This is a genomic window from Spirosoma terrae (genome assembly GCF_010435915.1).
In the GTDB taxonomy this organism is placed as follows: domain Bacteria; phylum Bacteroidota; class Bacteroidia; order Cytophagales; family Spirosomataceae; genus Spirosoma; species Spirosoma terrae.
The window spans coordinates 766,154-783,395 of the sequence record NZ_JAAFZH010000001.1 but is presented as its reverse complement, the minus strand read 5'-3'; the positions used below and the strand labels follow the sequence as shown (position 1 = coordinate 783,395).

Sequence of the window (17,242 nt, the reverse complement as noted above, 5' to 3'; positions counted from 1 at the left end):
ACAAAGGTCTCGCCAGCAAAACTCTTTCTCAATCAGGGAAAACCTATATTTTGGTTCCGGCAAACCTATATTCACAGCCTGACTTATCAGTTAAATCAGGTATTTCATTGTCGCTTAAACGTCATACCCGCCACAGTTAACGTATCGATTTTACCCGACTCACCCAGACGAAACTGAGCCAGCGCATTGCCATACCAGGCTTTTTTATAGGGTCCGTAGAACGTATCGTAGTGCCAGTGCGACAAAGTAGCATTGGTCGTATTGTCATTTACATTGACTAACAACCGATCGCCCTCTACCGTAATCTCTACCTTTCCATACAGGGGGCTGGTATAGGTACCGGCATAGTGCGCCAAGGGCAACGACGGTTTCGTATTAGCCACGCGCCCGGCAACGAAGTTTTGTCGGGCTTTTTTAGCGTCTTCTTTAGCATTTGCGTACAAGGTTTTAAACTCACCGCTCCAGTCACGATTGCCACCCAGCGCAAACCAGTCGAACGTTTTGTACATAAGCGCATGACGAACTTCAGCATGATCGTAATTCCCGAACACATAAACGCCCAGCTTTTCGTCGGGTAATTGGCCAATAATCGCCGTTAGCCCCGCCAGACTGCCGGTATGAAAATTAACTTTATGCCCTTTATAATCATGCTGATACCAGCCCAGGCCGTAGGTTCGCCAGTTTGGTTTCAGGATTTGCATGGTTGGGTATTCATCTTCCGGGAAGAACGTTTGCGGCTTGAATACCTCAGCCCAGGTCTCGGGTTTCAGCAAGCGCCCTCCGCCGTATTTACTACTATCCAGCATACAGATGACCCACTTACTAATATCATCAGCCGACGACCAAACCGCCCCCGCCGAGCCAATTTCGCTGTCGGTACCGTAATCGATCACCCGAATCGTGTCGTTAATGGCAAAATGTGGTTTTGTTTGATTGCTGTCGTTGATGTAGCTCCGTTTCGGCGCCGTCCGGGTCATTCCCAGCGGCATAAAAATTCGCTCTTTCAGATAATCGGCCCACGTCTTGCCAACGATACGTTCAATGACTCGACCAGCAGCCGAATAAAACGTATTTTGGTACACAAACCCGGCCCTGAACGAATAGCTCGGCTTCACCAGCTGCATACGCCTGAACATCTCATTGGCCGAAATGGTCATGGAGCCCGTCATGAAGTCAGTACTCCCAACGCCCGTATCGTGGATCAGCAAATCGCGAATTGTCAACGCACGCGTTACGTAGGGATCATATAACTGAAGCTCAGGAAGGTATTTCAATACGGGATCATCCCAGGCAAGTTTGCCTTCATCAACCAGCATCCCCATCAACGTAACGGTCATGGCTTTGGTCGTTGAAGCGCAGGCAAACAGGGTTTGCGTATCAACGGGTTCCGGCTTACCCAGTTCCCGAACGCCATACCCTTTTTTGAAAATTACCTGATTATCCTTGACGACCGTGATGGCCAAACCCGGCACATCCCATTGTTTTCTAACTGTCTCTACATAGGCATCAAAAGCCTGAATACGTTGGGTAGAAATTAGTTTTTGCGCGAAAACCGTACTGGTAAGTAATAAGAAAAGAGGAAGGTAGCGTAGTTTCATCTGCCAGACTATAGTTCATCCAGGTCAGGAGTACCGAATCTTATACGGCTCCCAATCAAGAATGCAATATATTCACAAAGCAAATACTACATTAAACCGAAGCATGATTCCATCTTCAGTTTTCATACCCATCAGTGATGGACGCTCAATTTTATAGTCACTCAGCATGACCGGGAACTCGCCCGACATCATCATTTTACCAGCTGATTCTTTGCGAGTTACCTGCACTGTAACGGATTTTGTTATCCCATGAAACGTCAGATTACCCTTAGCTGTCAACGTACCACTTTCGTTGGCCTTGATGTCGGAGCATGAAAACGTTACGTTCGGATAGGTAAGGCCATCCAGCACCTCGATAGCGTGCGAATCGCGATTGTTATTATCACTATCAAATGAAGCAACTTTAATCGAAACGGCTATGCTCTCGGGTTGTTTGGTGTCGTCGTTATAGATCATGGCGCAGTTCACGTCCCGGCTAACCCCCTCCCAGTTGTGCATAGGGTGCTTGGCAGCATACGTAACGGTCGAAGCCGTTTTATCGGCCATCAACTTGCGCTTGCCCATTGGTTTCGCAAAGGCACAAAGAAGTATGATGGCTAACCAGTAGCCATTCGGAATCAGATAATTTTTCATACGCTTAGAATTTTATAGCAACAATCGACGCTGCAAATGCCCCGAACGTTGTGTAAGCGGCTGCTCTGTGATAAGGTTTTAACTCGGGATTCGAATCAATCATATGAGCCAGAATATTTGTTGCCACCATTCCGGTTATATGCACAATAGCCAGGTATTTATGCAGTTTGATAGTCGTAAATCCCCGCTTGGCTCCGATCATAGGGGGCGGTGCCCCTAACGACAATACCATTGTCGTTCCATACGTAACGTTAATGATCCCGGCCATACGTTCGTGCCACTGTTTGGTATCAACGTATTCCTGTCCTTTTGCATTATAGAGTTTGGCACCCAGCAGTCCCTGGGCTACAAAACCAGCCAACGTAACAAAACCAGCTACCTGATGCGCCACAAGCATTGTCCGACGAACCTTCAGTTCATGGGCGCGCCCTTCGGTGGTTAATGGAGCCACATTAATAGCCCGTAACAAGCCTTTTTTGCCCCAGAGTGCACGCTGCGTAAAAATCATTTTATGCGGCAGCAATGGCTGAGTTTCGGACGAGTCGGTAAGATCGGCCAGTAGCGCATCGGCTTCGTTCTTGGTCGGTAATGTATCCGTCGGAGTATGACCTCCGACGGATGTTGAGTCCTGTGCCTGCAATGAACTAACTGTTCCCAGCAGACTTACAATCAACAAGATATATTTCATGCTTAAGCCGTTACCGATAACGAGTTTCCGTCTGTACTAAGTGCTGTTTTGTATTGCGTCAGCGCTCTGGTGGCCGGGCCAACCTCAACGGCTCCTGTTGTGCTGAATTCTGAGCCGTGATTATTGCAATAAAAATCATTCTGGGTTACCCGATACTGCACATCCGATCCTTCGTGGGTGCAGGCTTTAGACAGCGCAACGAACGACCCATTAGCGATTTTAGCCACAATTAAGCTGCCGACCAATACGTATTGACCCGCCGTTTTGAGCTTACTAAAGTTTGAATCCGTTAAATCGAGGGTAAAATTAATGGCTCCGGCCGATGTGTTTGCATTGCCGGTAATGCCGGTGGAGGGCGTTGTGCCCGAACCCGTTCCTGGCGACGGATCATCACTTTTACTGGAGCAGGCAGTCAAACCAGTACCCATGCAATAAAAGGCCATCAAAGCGGCACTGCTCATTCCCAGACTGCGCAAAAACTCACCGCGCTTCATTTGATCGGTCGTTGGATTCATCATCGTGTTTTTTAGAAAGTTATTAAATGTAGATACATCGAATGACGCCTAGTTAAGCAGTCTGTACATGTTTACCATACGCAGTTATAGCTTGTATCGAATTGATAAAAAAGCGCCTGTGCTCAGAAGATCTATTTTGAAAAACCCAACGCCCTTCAGTGGCGCCTTCAGAAACGGTTCAACCTGCCACGACAACCGTCGACCCAACGCCCGCTCGTAGCCCACTGACAGATTTAGCTGGCTAAACCCGTAGCCGCCCGACGGAGCTGTCCATTGCTTCACTCCATACGAGTGAGCCGAATATGTATATGAATAATCTTCTTTCAACGTAACGTAGGACGTAACGCCACCACTTACAAACCAACGACTGGGCTGTACTTGCTTATCCAATCGTGGCTGAACGGCAATATCATAACGCACATTGATTGGAATATCAATCATGCTGCATTGCCCGCTGATTTCTTCCGGTTTTTTGGGAAATTTTGTCCAGTAGTCCAGATCAGCATCATATTGATCCCCGCCGGCTTTATACCGCTTCATGCTCCAGATAACGCCCGTCTGAACGCTCCACCGGGATGATAACCGATATTCCAGTAAAGCACCAAGGTTAGTACCAGGTCTCGTAAAATTCTGTAAACCAACGGCACTTAAATCGGGCGCAACTGCCAATCGAACACTAAAACCGCGTTGCAGAACAGGCATTGAGACCGGCATAGACACAGGCTCGCCAGGTTCCGGCGCTGTTACGTCCCGATCCGCTAAACCTATCAATTTGTTCCACTTAGCGGGTCGGATAGTCAACGTAGCGATTTTAGGTAATTGACCAAGATTATCTACAGTCAACGGCAATACGGCATTCACTGTACGAGCTTGCCGATCAGCGACCAGATCATCTGATGGTCGATCTAAGGGCGACTCTTGTAACGTTTGGGGGTTTCGTGAACTCAATGAACTACCAGTTTTACGGATTGACAATTGTTTATTGCTGGTATTCCTCCGCTCATAGTTGTTGGTTCGATCGTTCACTTTCTCCTCATACGCAGTCAGGTGATCCTTTGTTGCAGTATTTCTAGTAATAATTACCGATTTACGACCTACCTGTGGATGTACGTTATCTGACCCGTTCCTGGATCTGTCATCACTATACTTTTGCTTTCTACTGATCAACTGGCTTTCTTTTTGAGCAGGTTCTGCGGAGAAACCTTTGCTTTTTTCTACGATAATCCCTGATCTAGCTAAAGCAACTGGCTCTGTCTGCTCCGCTTTGGGCCGTCCTGAATGTAAGGCTACTGGAGACTGCACCCGCTGCTGGCCTGTCTCACTTTTTTTAGTAGTGCTTACCGGCTTCGCAGAATTACTTACGTCGGGCCGAACCTGCCGATACGTATACCAGACTCCGCTCATCAACAACAGCAGCAGTAAAGGCACTCCCCAGGGCAACCATTTTTTCCAGAAAGCAGCCCGGTCCCGGTCATCAAGCTGATCCTTCATAGCCTCCCAGGCCGCCGGATCATAAGGTGGTTCAAACTCTTCAGCCGACTTTCTGAAGAGTCCGTCCAATTGGTCATCGGTTAGCTCTTGCATACTCGTCGTAATTCAATTGTTTCAATAACTGGCGTAGATTTTCCCGCGCCCGGGCCAGGTTCGACTTCGACGCCCCAACGGAAATACCCAACTGGGAGGCTATTTCGTCGTGGGTGAAGCCATCAATCACATATAAGTTAAACACCAACCGATAGGCGGGTGATAATTGTTGAATTAATCGCATCAGTTCTTCGTGAGCAAGCTGACTATAAGCGTCTATCGACTCGGTTCCAGCGATCTGATCGGCTTGTTCAACATCTTCATGGTAAAAATGACGTACCTCCTGGCGGTAATGATCCACGGCCGTGTTGATCAGAATTCGCCGTAGCCACCCCTTAAAGGACTGGGTTGGCTCATACTGATCCAGGCGGGTAAATACCTTCAGAAAACCATCGTTCAACACCTCCAGCGCTCCCTCACGGGTGGGAGCATATCGTAGGCAAACGCTCATGGCATACCCATAGAACTGCCTGTAAAGCAGCTCCTGACTGCGCCGGTGGTTGCGAAGGCAACCAGCCAGCAGTTCAGGTAAAGCAGGTATGTTTGATGCGTTGGACAAAGTTTAGGTTATCGTTCGTGGCCTGTACATGCAAACCCAATCAAAAGCACTAATTCGGGGCTACTGGCGACGTAGCATTCACAACTGGCCATACCCCTGGTCTTGGTACACTTACTCCCTTTGTACTTCCCCGCTGGCCCTGATCAGCCCCAAAGTAATACAGAGGCCATCCTTTATACGTCAGCTGCGTTTTTCCTACGGCCGTAATCGTAGCAAAATCCGTTTTAGCCAAAGCGGATGGAATTTCGCCAATCGTAGATGACGTTTCAAAGATGGGCCACGTAGCGTTATTGCTCAAATCTGCTTTGGTATACGTATTCTTCTTGAATTTGTCGGGCGCAAACGCGTAAAGCGTACGTCCTAGACTATCGGTCAGAAAAATGGAACTTCCAGTACCTTCTTTGGTATCAAAAGTATAGTTTTTACCATCATTACCAACCAGTTGTCTCGACGCCAGCATCACGGTGTAATTCGCTTTAGCCACTGACCATACATTCCCAATATTCTCCCCAGTTACGTCGCCAGCTTTCGCGTCGTTTTTGTAATAATAGAGTGGCCATCCTTTGTAGGTTGTCTGCTTATCGCCATCGGCTCGCGTAATTGTAGCGAAGTCGGCAGCTTTCAACCCCGTCCCCAACGAGGGATTCTCTTTGTAAAAAACGGGCCATGTTTCCTTACAGCCCCCCGAACAACTCGACACCCCCGACACATCGGGCGCAAAAAAGTAGAGCGTTTTTCCGCCAGCCCCGGTCATTACGTTGCCTAACGAGGTCATGCCCAACGATACGTCCGACACGGTGGTAGGGTTTTCGTCATCCTTACACCCCATTAGTGTTACGATCAACAAAGTCATTCCTACAAGCCAATGACGGCTATAAACAAACGTTTTCATTGTATCAACTGTGTTTTTTAGCGTGATAAAAAGAACAGTTGAACCGGTTCAGCCGCCAATACGGAGGGTTGCCAAAAAGGGTTGCGTCAGGAATGAAAAATAAATGCAAACGCTTCATTTTCTGCCTGAATTGATGTAAAATTGATGTAAGCAAATAAACCCCCACTATGACTGACCACGAACGAATCGATGAACTGGAACGAAAAGTGGCCCTGTTGCAGGCCAAGCAGGACGAGCAAACCAGCCGCCTGAATCAGGTTGTATCGCGACTAACGTTTTTAGAGGCCCGTCAGTACCGCATTATGAAAGAACTGGGCATGGAAGCCTCCGACCTCGAAAGCCCGGCCGTTGCCCAAAACGATGCACAGGAAATTTTGCGAACGATTCCCATTCACCGATTAAATTAGCGCCAACGTAGCACAACAGGCTGTTCTAAAGACTTTACAGCCGCGTTGCTCGTTATATTGCCGTATGAAATTGGTTTCTTTCCGCACACTGCTCATTGTAGCAGCTCTTGTTGTTATTAATATCCTATCGGCGTTTGTTTTCTTTCGTCTTGATCTAACCCAGGAGAAACGGTACACCCTATCGAAAGCAACGCAAACCTTACTGGCCGATCTGCCCGACGACGTCCATATTGACGTTTACCTGACCGGCGACTTACCCCCTGCTTTTAAGCGTCTGGAAACAGCCGTTCGCGAAACACTCGATGAATTTCAGGCCGTTGCAGGTAACAAGATTACGTATCGCACGATCAATCCCGATGCATTTACTAGCATTGACGATAAAAATAAACTCATCGACAAGCTGCAACGCTTAGGATTGCTACCCACCAATCTGGTTGCGACGGAAGGCGGCAAACGTACCGAAAAACTCGTATTTCCGGGCGTGGTTGTTTCTTACAAAGGCAAAGAAACGGGCGTATTGTTACTGAAGGGAAATAAAACAGCCTCAAAAGAGGAACAGCTTAATCAATCGTACGAAGGCGTCGAATTTCAACTAGCATCGGCCATTCGAAAACTGTCACAGACCGAAGGGAATCGTCGGCGGGTCGGTTTGCTATATGGCCATACCCAGGTACCTCCATCGCGTTTTGCCGATCTGCTGGCTTCTGTTCAGGAGAATTACGATCTGTTTTTTATTGACATGACAAAGCCCGGACCAATTGAAGGGCTCGATGTGGTTCTGGTACCTAAACCGGACCGGACATTTTCGGAAGACGAAATCTTCAAATTAGATCAGTACGTAGTAAAAGGTGGACGGGCGCTGTTTTTTGTGGATGGCCAGCGTGTCGATAGTGTAAGCAACGAAGGTACCTACGCGCAACCGCTCAATCTCGGCCTCGACGACTTATTTTTCCGATGGGGCTTGCGGCTCAATCGGGATGTTGTCAAAGACTACTATTGCGCGCCTATTCCGCTCAACGTGGGCAATATGGGCGACAAACCGAATATTCAGCTACTGCCCTGGCGATTCTATCCGCTCCTGAACAACTTTGGTAGCTCAGGAAACCCTATTGTCCGTAATCTGGATGCTGTTCTAGGACGATTTGTGAGCACACTCGACACGGTACGTTCGGCTGGTATTCAGAAAACTCCCCTTCTGCTGACGTCTCCTTACACCAAAATACTGAAAGCACCCGCCCTGATTTCGTATAACGAAGCGCGCCAACAGCCCGATCCCAAAACCTACAACGATGGCACTCGAATTATTGGCTGCCTGCTGGAAGGTAAATTCCAGTCGCTGTTTGCTAATCGTATTCTTCCGGGCGATCCACGAGCCAATGGCTTTCGGGCAGAAGGAGTAGCCTCGCGGGTGCTGGTCTGTTCCGACGGCGACCTGATTGTCAACGACGTCGATTTCAAACGTAACGCTCCTTATCCGCTGGGATTCGACCGCTATACACGGAATACGTATGCCAATAAAGATTTTGCCTTAAACGCGATTGATTACCTGGTCGACCCGGAAGGTGTTATTGCCGCCCGGACACGTACCGTAACGCTTCGCCCGCTCGACAAAATTCGCGTTGACGCCAATCGTATGGGATGGCAGGCACTCAATCTGGTTGGCCCGTTGGTGTTGATCGGCTTAGTTGGCGCTACGTGGCAACTGCTACGTCGACGGAAATACGCTAACTAGTCTACCCATAATTCGTATGCCATGTCTCGAAGACATGGCATACGAATTATGGGTAATTAACGATCTGCAAATTTCACCAACCAATCTGCTACCGTGGCGCTGCTCAGATCAAACACTAGGTTTGGGAAAATGCCCAATATCAATGCCATAATTCCCAAAGGCACCAGCATTACTTTTTCCCGAACCGTCAGATCACGTAGCGTAGCCGACATACCTTGCTGCCCTTCGAATGGCCGTACCCAGGCCGGGCCGAAAAACATGCGTTGAAGCGTCCACAGAAAATAAGCCGCCGCCAGCAAAATTCCGGTGGTCGAAATAGCCGTCAGCCAGCCCGGAATCCACTTGGACTGAAAGCTACCCATCAGCGTAAACAGTTCTCCCACAAAACCCGAAAACCCCGGTAGGCCCAGCGCCCCGAAAAAAGCAATCGCTGTGAGGGTCGTATATTGAGGCATTGGCTGGATGAGTCCCCGGTACGAATCGATACGTCGATCGTGGGTACGATCATACACAACGCCTACGATCAGGAACAGCATAGCCGACAGAACGCCATGACTGACCATCTGATAAATGGCTCCATTGATACCTTCGGCCGTCAGCGAGGCTATGCCCAATAGCACAAAGCCCATGTGCGACACTGACGAATAGGCAATCAGCTTTTTAACGTCAGACTGCGCCAGTGCATTTAATCCGCCATACACGATTGACAAGGCTCCCAGTCCGGCCAGAATGCGAACATATTCAGTGCCTCCGTCGGGAAAGAAGTTCCAGGCAATACGTAAGAATCCGTACCCACCGATTTTTAGCAGAACACCAGCCAGCACAACCGATACGGGCGTAGGCGCTTCTACGTGCGCATCAGGCAGCCAGGTGTGCACTGGAACAATAGGAAGTTTGATCGCAAATCCAATAAATACGGCCCAAAAAGCCAGCATACGGACCGGGAAGCCCCAGAGAACGGGTTCGGCCGATGGATTCAGGAACGCATCGGGCAGGTAGTTATTAGCATCCGCCAGATAACGCATATCGAACGTATGAACAATCTGAGAAGGGTTTAGCTGATTATTCTGGAGATAGGTCTGAATGGCTTGAACAACTTCATTCGTTACTTCCGACGGATCAGAGACCAGACCAGCGGCAACGGCTGTACTGACAGGGTCCATAGCCGACAGATAGAGCCCGATCATGATCAGCAGAATCAATAGAGAGCCCAATAACGTATACAGAAAAAACTTGATGGATGCGTACTCCCGACGTGGTCCGCCCCACAGCCCAATGAGGAAGTACATGGGTAGTAGCATGAACTCGAAAAACAGGAAGAACAGAAAGAAATCCAGCGCCACGAAACATCCCATAATCGTGCCCGTCAGCAATAAGTAGAGTGAATAATAGGCTTTCAGCCGATGGGTCATGTTCCAGGACGACACCACCCCGATCAGCATAACGGCTGCCGATAATACAACCAGTGGCAGGCTGAATCCGTCAACCGCCACCAGATAATCAATAGAGGCAATGCCCAGGCTACCCAGTGGCAACGTAATCCAGTCGGCTTGTTCAATCAGTTGAGGATCACCAATTGTTTTATCAAAATTGAGGTAGGCAACGCCCGCGAGCACCAGCTCAACAAACGTAACCACCAGGGCAATCCAGCGAAACTGAGACTTCTGACTATCTGGCAGCAAGGCTATGACCAGAGCGCTGAATACAGGAAGAAAAATAAGTAACGAAAGCACCATATAGAACGCAGCGCAAAGCCACGATTTAGACTACAAAAGCCACCAAAGCATCAATAATAGGCTCACGACGGCGGTTGTGATGTACGATTGTACCCGACCGCTTTGTATAGAGCGTGTTAGCTGCCCAGCCTGTCGGGCCAACCAAGCCGCTCCGTTAACGAAGCCATCTACCCCAAATCGGTCGAAAACATAACTTAACTGAGCCAGCACAACCGTTGAAATACCCGCGCCATTCACAAATCTATCCAGAACCCGCTGGTCGGCCCGGTAGAGAATTGTCGTTAATTTTAAAGCTGGATTTATGATAAAATACTGATAGAGCGAGTCTAAAAATCCATAGTTGACCGAAAGCTGAACGTAAAGCTGGCCTCGGTCAGGTTCGCGCATCCGAAAACCAAACCAGCCGCCAGCCAGTACCAGACCAATGGAAACCGGTGCCAGCCACCAGATGGTAGTCTCTTCCTCCACGGACACGACATCGAAAAACCAGCTTCCGTGGGCCGAAAAGGGATTGATAGAGAACCAGAACCACACCGATAACGCCGTTAGCATAACAATTGGCCCCCGCATTAACCAATCTGGCTCATGCGCGTCACTCAGCGGCATGTCCTCGTTACGATAGTCTCCGAAGAAAATCAGGCGCCATTGCCGAGCCATATAGAAAGCTGTCAGCCCCGATGAGCCTAACAGAATGAATGGAATCAGATAGGATAGACTACTTTCCTGAACATGAGCCCAGGCAAATGCGCCGTTAAGTATAGCCTCTTTCGATAAGAACCCAGACAGAAACGGTAGACCCGACAAAGCAGCCGCGCAGACAGTGTAACAAATAAATGTACTAGGCAGCGCGGTACGTAAGCCGCCCATACGACGCATATCCTGTGTATCGACAGCATGAATAATGGCTCCGGCACTCAAAAATAACCCGGCTTTGAAAAACGCATGTGTCAACAAATGGAACATGGCACCGCCCACATTACCAGTACCCATAGCCGCCACCATCAGCCCCAATTGTGAAACCGTTGAGAACGCCAGTACCTTTTTGATGTCGTTCTGGAAAATTGCTGAATAGCCACCCCAAAGCGACGTAATGGCTCCTATAACCGCAACAACAACCAGCGCATCGGGCGATAGCAGTGGGTGAATGCGCGCCAGTAGAAAGATCCCGGCAGCTACCATAGTAGCAGCGTGTAGAAGAGCCGATACTGGAGTTGGGCCTTCCATAGCATCGGGCAACCAGGTCAATAACGGAAACTGAGCCGACTTACCCACGCATCCCATAAACAAACACAAACCTAAAACCGTGGGAGGTATGATACTTTCGCCATCGACCGTCAACGTATCAAATTCAAGCGTATCGAAGTAGTAATAGGCCAGAAAAATGCCAAGCAGAAAGCCGATGTCGCCCACCCGATTCATCAGAAAGGCCTTTTTAGCTGCTGCTGACGCAGCGGGCCGATCCGAATAAAAACCGATGAGCAAGTAGGAAGCTAGCCCCACCAACTCCCAGAACATATACATCACCAGCAAATTGCCCGACAAAACGATGCCCAGCATAGCACCTACAAACAGTTGCAGATAGGCAAAATAACGCGACTGTTTAGGCTCATCGTGGAGATAAGACAGCGAATAAACCTGAACCAGCAAGGCTACAAAATGGACCAGCACCAACATAAGTCCAGTCAACGCATCCAGGCGAAAGCTTAACCCGAACGCTACGCCCGACAGAGTTGCCCAATCGGTACGGAATGTAATGGAGTCTTCGGGCAAACTAATCGCAACCAGCAGCGACATGACTAACCCCAGACTCGTCAGTAACGTAGCCGTAATCCCCACAAACTGCCGTTTCATGGCTGATAATGCCGCGAATCCAGCAAAAGGAAGTCCAAGCAGTAAGGCCGTGAGTGTGAGAAGAAACTGGGGATCGTCGTCAGACATTTAGAATCGGTCTTAATTGGGCGCAAATATCCCGATTCTAGCGTAGGGAAACAAACTGTACGTATTTATTCTGTTTTCAGCCATCCTGTTATGCTAAGCCGCTCGCGAGAGGCAGGCCTAACTTCATGTTCAAGGCGGCCGCTTTCAAAACAAACCAGACGCCCACCCAGTGGCTGAATCGTAATTTCTCGCTCAGTTGCATCAGTTGTTTCTCCGGGAAGAAATACAGCAAGCTGGCCACCATCTTCCTCTTTCCAGTCGGTATTGAGATAGCAAATCACAGAAAGCTTGCGTCGAGAATCGCTCCGAAACTGGTCGAGATGGCGTTTATAAAACGTACCAGGCGGATAAAGGGCGTAATGAAATTCGAAGTCGCGCAATCCCAGATAACAGGTGCGATTAACGTAATCGACAAACTCGCCGATACGGTCCAGAAAAGCAGCTTCTTCGGGTGTAGCGGTATCGTGATCGAGCCAAAGAATTTCATCCCCCCGGATTGTATTCTCAACCGTTATTTGCTGATTTCCGATACCAGCCGCTTTAAACTGCCCTGCCTGTCGACGCTCGTGTAATCGATTAGCCAGCGCTATAACTTCATCATGAGAAAGAAAATCATCGACAACCCCATACCCTTCGACCAGGACACCATCGATGATTGATTCAAACTGAGGATTCATACGTTCAGTTTTCAGTTTTCGGTTTATTGTTTTCGGTTTATAGTAGCTGACGCATCAGCAACTATCTCGCGTCAGCTACTATAAACCGAAAACTATAAACTGTAAACTGTAAAAGCTTATTGCTTTAATTCGTTCAGCTCGTCCAGTTGTACGGTACGAAAATGCCGATAAACCTGTAAGACTATTGCCAGCGCTACGGCTGATTCTGCAGCGGCTACCACCATAACGAACAAACTCAGCATTTGTCCCTGAAGGCGATCTGGGTCATATTGACTAAAAGCAACTAAATTAATATTGACAGCATTGAGCATCAGCTCAATACCCATCAACACAACAATAGCATGACGCTTGAGTAATACTACTGCCAGCCCAATAGCAAACAGAGCAGCTCCTACAATCAGAAATAACTGGCTATCAACAGGTTCCAAACTTTTTCGGTTTTCAGTTTTCAGTTTATAGTGCTGACGCGTCAGCAAGTTTCTGGCGTCAGCACTGAAAACTATAAACTTTTTTTACACGTCACAAATCAACACAGCCTCTTTCAGGCTCTTGAGCGGGTCGCGCTTGGGGATAAATTCCTGCGCTACGTAGCCTTTGAAACCCGTATCGACAATCGCCTTCATAATAGCAGGGTAATAGATTTCCTGCGTCTCGTCGATTTCGTTACGTCCGGGGTTACCGCCCGTGTGATAATGACCTATATACTTACTGCTTTCCTGGATGGTACGAATAATATCACCCTCCATGATCTGCATGTGGTAGATATCGTAGAGCAGCTTGAAGTTTTCAGAGCCAACTTTTTTGCAAAGTTCGACGCCCCAGGCCGTATGATCGCACATGTAATCTTTATGGTTGACCTTGCTGTTCAGCAATTCCATAATCATCGTAATGCCGTGCTTCTCTGCACTAGGCATCAGACGCTTTAAGCCTACCGCGCAGTTTTCGAGCCCTTGTTCATCGCTCATGCCCCGGCGGTTACCGGAAAAACAGATCACCGTATTCAGGCCAGCCGCCTTGAGTTTCGGAAAAATGGCCTCGTAGCTGGCTACCAGCTCATCGTGAAATTTGGGATCGTTAAAGCCATCGTTAATGCCTTTGCCAGCTCCCTGCGGCAACGCACAGGTCAGACCATACTTTTTCAACGTCGGCCACTCTTCGGGACCAGTCAGATCAATGGACGTAATGCCCATCTCTTTGGCGGCTTTGCAGAGGTCGTCGAGCGAAATTTTGCTGTAACACCAACGACATACCGAGTGATTGATACGTCCCTTTAGCTTTAGCATCGTGGTTTCGGACTGAGGGGTTGAATTGGCCAGAGATTCGGTTAAGGATAGCGTTAGGGCGCTACCGGTTAAGGTTTTTAGGGCCGTTCGGCGGGTGGTCATGGGCAGTTTTGAAGTTTATAGCTTCAGCTTGGAGTTTTCACAGGGCCGCCCCGTGAAAACTCCAAACTGAAAACTTTTTTATAATTCGCGAATCTTGATGTTGCGATACCAAACTTTGTCGCCGTGGTCCTGTAAGGCAATATGCCCGGTCGAGTATTTACCGAACCCTTCCCATCCTTTAAACTTACTCTCCTCAACCATCTTGTCCCATTCTGGGCCGCTGGCAGTGTATTCGGCCGTTTTCTTACCATTCAGATAATGCTCAACCTTACCGTTATGGATAACCAGACGAGCTTTGTTCCATTCGCCAGCAGGTTTAGCGGCATTTGGCGTAACCGGCTTCTGGATATCATATAGCGACCCAGCCGTACGATTACCATCACGCCCTTTTTTAGCATCCGGATGGCGCTCATTGTCAAGCACCTGCATCTCAGGGCCAGTCATGTACGTAGCTTTATATTTAGGATCTTCGTGTACGTGGTAGATGACGCCACTATTGCCGCCTTCCGCAATCTTCCATTCCAGTTCCAGCTCAAAATCGCCGTATTCTTTATCCGTTACCAGATCGCCAACTCCTCCCTGGGCCAGGTGGATGGCGCTATTATCGACCGTCCATTTTTCGGTTACGGGCTGTCCGGCTTTCTGATATACATGCCACCCTTTAAGGTCTTTTCCGTCGAACAGCGATTCCCATTTGCCTTTTTTAGGCAACCCGTCCGCTTGAACATTAACCGTGAGCGCGAGAGCCAGTAAGCCAGCAGCTGATAAGCGCAGATATTTCATGATAAATGAGTTATAGAATTTTATAAGAACACACTACTAACGAAAAGTTCGGTAGTCGATATTGTAAAGGCAACTATCACTAAAAAATACCTCAACCGTTCCGAACGATCTCTTCCAGAAACGCCCGGAATTTATCGGCAAATTCAGGACGTTTAAGGGCAAACTCAACGGTTGTTTTCAGGAAATCGAGCTTATTGCCGATATCATGACGCTTCCCTTCAATGCGATGAGCGTATAAGTTTTCGCGCTTCAGCAGCAACAGAAGCGCATCCGTCAACTGAATTTCGTTGTTTTTGCCGACCGGAGTCTGCTCCAGCATCGTAAAAATTTCGGGGGTCAGTACGTAGCGTCCGGCGATAGCCAGATTGGAAGGAGCCTCGTTAGTGGCTGGTTTTTCAACCAATGAATCCAGTTCCAGAATCCGATCGCTCAGCGATTTACCCCCAACAATTCCGTACCGATTCACTTTGTCGTGTGGTACCTCCTCAACGGCAATCACCGAACAGCCATATTGCGCATACGTATCAACCAACTGCTGTGTTACCGGAATAACGGCGTCCATAACGGTGTCGCCCAGCAGAACAGCAAACGGTTCGTTGCCAACGTGGTGCTTGGCATATCGGATAGCGTCGCCCAGGCCATTCAGTTCACGCTGGCGAACGTAGTGTAAGTTGGCCATGTCCGACAGCCGACGCATTTCGTCCAGCAGCAACTGATCTTCTTTTTCTTCGAGCCGGGTTTCCAGTTCAAAATTACGATCGAAATGATCTTCGATGGCCCGTTTGCCTTTTCCGGTAATAATCAGAATATCTTCGATTCCTGAATCGACGGCTTCCTGCACCACGTACTGAATCGTAGGCCGGTCAATGATCGGAAGCATTTCTTTAGGTTGGGCCTTCGTGGCAGGTAGAAACCGGGTACCAAGTCCGGCAGCGGGGATTACAGCTTTTTTAATCATCTTTTCAATGATAGAGCGAGTGAATGATAGAATGAGTGAGTGATAGAATGAATGATAAGATAGTAGTCATAGCGGCTTTTATTCACTCATTCTATCACTCACTCATTCTATCATTATTAAACAACGTATGGCTTTATGACACGGGCATTTATTTTTCTAAGCTCCACAAAGAGCCGGTTCAGCATGGCATCGTCGCGGTAGAGGCCTATTATGGAACCACCCGATCCCGTAAAGGAAGCCGAAGCACCACAGGCACGAGCCGTTTCGATCAGGCTCCGGTTCCGATCACTGATATTATAGATCTGAGCCCGTAAATCAAAGTTTCGGTTCACCAGCTCATTTAATAATTTCATATCCTGAACCCGTAAAGCTTCGCGAGCTTCCCGAGCCACATCAGCAATGGCGTTCATCGTCTCCACAATCAGCGGTTCGCCCTTTAGCCAGCGCGACCGAATATCGTTATGAACGCGCCCCGACTGTTTACCCAAATCAGTATTATAGGCGATGTATAGCTTTGGCAACAGGTGCGGGTCAATTGGTTCGTAGGTTCCATATCCCTGCCGCTCCATCGTTACCCGGTCGAAATCCATGTACACGCATCCCTCGTAGCACTGAATAACGCGATCCTGCAAACCAGCCGTAATACCAAGCTCCTCCGCTTCAGTGGCCAGAACCAGATTAGGAAGCACAGGCTGTGGTATCTCCACATTGTAGAACTGCATTAGCGCCCGGAACGTAGCCACAATAATGGCGCTGGAGCCCGACAGCCCAACCTGACGAGGAATAGACGTACTGTAGCGAATAGAAAAATTCTGATTAGGCAAGCGAATCTGTTCAGACTCGCAGTATTCAGCAAACTTTTTGACGGCCGCCTTCAACAAAGGCACACCGCCATGATACCCTAACGTACTCACCGCATCACGTAAATGATGAAGGCTGCGAAAGACGTTCGTATCCTGCTGCTGAGGCTCAATGGTTAGCTCTGGTGACGGATAGAGCGTTACGGACGCACCGAAGTTACGAACAGAAATGGCAATGGTTTTGCCGAAAAAGCCATCAGACGGGTTGCCAAACAGGCCCGCCCGGGCATAGGCACGGGTTTCGATAAGCAAGACTTTGGTGCGGACGATGTGTCCGTCGGCTGAATGATTAAAAAG

General features: G+C 48.7%; 17 protein-coding genes. 2 read left to right on the top strand and 15 right to left on the bottom strand.

The window, feature by feature from the left end; translation table 11 throughout:
• Positions 1 to 104: 104 nt before the first annotated feature.
• The 7 genes from GK108_RS03410 to GK108_RS03380 all read right to left on the bottom strand — a co-directional run bounded on the left by GK108_RS03410 (position 105) and on the right by GK108_RS03380 (position 6,469).
• Entirely contained in the window at positions 105 to 1,598 is a 1,494-nt protein-coding gene (locus GK108_RS03410) for a serine hydrolase (RefSeq protein ID WP_163942744.1), read from the bottom strand.
• A gap of 72 nt (positions 1,599 to 1,670) precedes the next feature.
• Positions 1,671 to 2,231: a YceI family protein gene (locus GK108_RS03405; protein WP_163942742.1), complete on the bottom strand. Its 561-nt coding sequence runs from the start codon at positions 2,229 to 2,231 to the stop codon at positions 1,671 to 1,673.
• A 4-nt stretch (positions 2,232 to 2,235) separates the two neighbouring features.
• Positions 2,236 to 2,919 carry a hypothetical protein gene (locus GK108_RS03400; RefSeq protein ID WP_163942739.1) on the bottom strand — a complete coding sequence of 228 codons (684 nt, stop codon included), beginning with the start codon at positions 2,917 to 2,919 and terminating at the stop codon, positions 2,236 to 2,238.
• 2 nt (positions 2,920 to 2,921) lie between these two features.
• Complete coding sequence (locus GK108_RS03395; RefSeq protein WP_163943805.1) at positions 2,922 to 3,434, bottom strand: QcrA and Rieske domain-containing protein; 513 nt, start codon at positions 3,432 to 3,434, stop codon at positions 2,922 to 2,924.
• A gap of 84 nt (positions 3,435 to 3,518) precedes the next feature.
• Complete coding sequence (locus GK108_RS03390; RefSeq protein WP_163942736.1) at positions 3,519 to 5,018, bottom strand: PorT family protein; 1,500 nt, start codon at positions 5,016 to 5,018, stop codon at positions 3,519 to 3,521.
• Entirely contained in the window at positions 4,999 to 5,577 is a 579-nt protein-coding gene (locus GK108_RS03385) for an RNA polymerase sigma factor (RefSeq protein WP_163942732.1), read from the bottom strand. The genes GK108_RS03390 and GK108_RS03385 overlap by 20 nt, the downstream gene beginning before the upstream one ends.
• A gap of 49 nt (positions 5,578 to 5,626) precedes the next feature.
• Positions 5,627 to 6,469, bottom strand: coding sequence for a hypothetical protein (locus GK108_RS03380; RefSeq protein WP_163942729.1), 843 nt, complete (start codon positions 6,467 to 6,469; stop codon positions 5,627 to 5,629).
• Between the two features lie 167 nt (positions 6,470 to 6,636).
• On the opposite strand from GK108_RS03380, the gene GK108_RS03375 reads away from it, so the two are divergent.
• Both GK108_RS03375 and gldG read left to right on the top strand, forming a co-directional pair.
• Complete coding sequence (locus tag GK108_RS03375) at positions 6,637 to 6,876, top strand: hypothetical protein (RefSeq protein WP_163942726.1); 240 nt, start codon at positions 6,637 to 6,639, stop codon at positions 6,874 to 6,876.
• A 64-nt stretch (positions 6,877 to 6,940) separates the two neighbouring features.
• Positions 6,941 to 8,608, top strand: coding sequence for a gliding motility-associated ABC transporter substrate-binding protein GldG (gene gldG / locus GK108_RS03370; protein ID WP_163942724.1), 1,668 nt, complete (start codon positions 6,941 to 6,943; stop codon positions 8,606 to 8,608).
• A 56-nt stretch (positions 8,609 to 8,664) separates the two neighbouring features.
• On the opposite strand, the gene GK108_RS03365 is transcribed toward gldG, so the two are convergent.
• The 8 genes from GK108_RS03365 to GK108_RS03330 form a co-directional block, all read right to left on the bottom strand.
• Positions 8,665 to 10,344, bottom strand: a complete 1,680-nt coding sequence (locus tag GK108_RS03365; protein WP_163942721.1) for a complex I subunit 4 family protein — start codon at positions 10,342 to 10,344, stop codon at positions 8,665 to 8,667.
• A 30-nt stretch (positions 10,345 to 10,374) separates the two neighbouring features.
• Positions 10,375 to 12,282: an NADH-quinone oxidoreductase subunit 5 family protein gene (locus GK108_RS03360; RefSeq protein ID WP_163942718.1), complete on the bottom strand. Its 1,908-nt coding sequence runs from the start codon at positions 12,280 to 12,282 to the stop codon at positions 10,375 to 10,377.
• Positions 12,283 to 12,347: 65 nt separating this feature from the next.
• Positions 12,348 to 12,959, bottom strand: a complete 612-nt coding sequence (locus GK108_RS03355; protein ID WP_163942715.1) for a 2OG-Fe(II) oxygenase — start codon at positions 12,957 to 12,959, stop codon at positions 12,348 to 12,350.
• A 116-nt stretch (positions 12,960 to 13,075) separates the two neighbouring features.
• Complete coding sequence (gene nuoK, locus GK108_RS03350) at positions 13,076 to 13,387, bottom strand: NADH-quinone oxidoreductase subunit NuoK (protein WP_163942713.1); 312 nt, start codon at positions 13,385 to 13,387, stop codon at positions 13,076 to 13,078.
• An 84-nt stretch (positions 13,388 to 13,471) separates the two neighbouring features.
• Complete coding sequence (locus tag GK108_RS03345; protein ID WP_163942708.1) at positions 13,472 to 14,344, bottom strand: hydroxypyruvate isomerase family protein; 873 nt, start codon at positions 14,342 to 14,344, stop codon at positions 13,472 to 13,474.
• Between the two features lie 78 nt (positions 14,345 to 14,422).
• Positions 14,423 to 15,127: a 3-keto-disaccharide hydrolase gene (locus tag GK108_RS03340; protein ID WP_163942705.1), complete on the bottom strand. Its 705-nt coding sequence runs from the start codon at positions 15,125 to 15,127 to the stop codon at positions 14,423 to 14,425.
• 91 nt (positions 15,128 to 15,218) lie between these two features.
• Positions 15,219 to 16,085: a UTP--glucose-1-phosphate uridylyltransferase GalU gene (galU, locus tag GK108_RS03335; RefSeq protein ID WP_163942700.1), complete on the bottom strand. Its 867-nt coding sequence runs from the start codon at positions 16,083 to 16,085 to the stop codon at positions 15,219 to 15,221.
• Between the two features lie 116 nt (positions 16,086 to 16,201).
• On the bottom strand, positions 16,202 to 17,197 hold the full coding sequence (locus GK108_RS03330) for a mevalonate kinase family protein (protein ID WP_163943802.1): 996 nt from the start codon (positions 17,195 to 17,197) through the stop codon (positions 16,202 to 16,204).
• Positions 17,198 to 17,242: the final 45 nt, after the last annotated feature.

Coding starts and splice junctions, on each gene's coding strand:
- GK108_RS03375 (WP_163942726.1), top strand. CDS start 6,637: ATGACTGACCACGAACGAATCGATGAACTGGAACGAAAAGTGGCCCTG.
- GK108_RS03390 (WP_163942736.1), bottom strand. CDS start 5,018: ATGCAAGAGCTAACCGATGACCAATTGGACGGACTCTTCAGAAAGTCG.
- GK108_RS03380 (WP_163942729.1), bottom strand. CDS start 6,469: ATGAAAACGTTTGTTTATAGCCGTCATTGGCTTGTAGGAATGACTTTG.
- GK108_RS03405 (WP_163942742.1), bottom strand. CDS start 2,231: ATGAAAAATTATCTGATTCCGAATGGCTACTGGTTAGCCATCATACTT.
- GK108_RS03395 (WP_163943805.1), bottom strand. CDS start 3,434: ATGAATCCAACGACCGATCAAATGAAGCGCGGTGAGTTTTTGCGCAGT.
- GK108_RS03400 (WP_163942739.1), bottom strand. CDS start 2,919: ATGAAATATATCTTGTTGATTGTAAGTCTGCTGGGAACAGTTAGTTCA.
- gldG (WP_163942724.1), top strand. CDS start 6,941: ATGAAATTGGTTTCTTTCCGCACACTGCTCATTGTAGCAGCTCTTGTT.
- GK108_RS03340 (WP_163942705.1), bottom strand. CDS start 15,127: ATGAAATATCTGCGCTTATCAGCTGCTGGCTTACTGGCTCTCGCGCTC.
- GK108_RS03365 (WP_163942721.1), bottom strand. CDS start 10,344: ATGGTGCTTTCGTTACTTATTTTTCTTCCTGTATTCAGCGCTCTGGTC.
- GK108_RS03345 (WP_163942708.1), bottom strand. CDS start 14,344: ATGACCACCCGCCGAACGGCCCTAAAAACCTTAACCGGTAGCGCCCTA.
- GK108_RS03355 (WP_163942715.1), bottom strand. CDS start 12,959: ATGAATCCTCAGTTTGAATCAATCATCGATGGTGTCCTGGTCGAAGGG.
- galU (WP_163942700.1), bottom strand. CDS start 16,085: ATGATTAAAAAAGCTGTAATCCCCGCTGCCGGACTTGGTACCCGGTTT.
- GK108_RS03410 (WP_163942744.1), bottom strand. CDS start 1,598: ATGAAACTACGCTACCTTCCTCTTTTCTTATTACTTACCAGTACGGTT.
- GK108_RS03360 (WP_163942718.1), bottom strand. CDS start 12,282: ATGTCTGACGACGATCCCCAGTTTCTTCTCACACTCACGGCCTTACTG.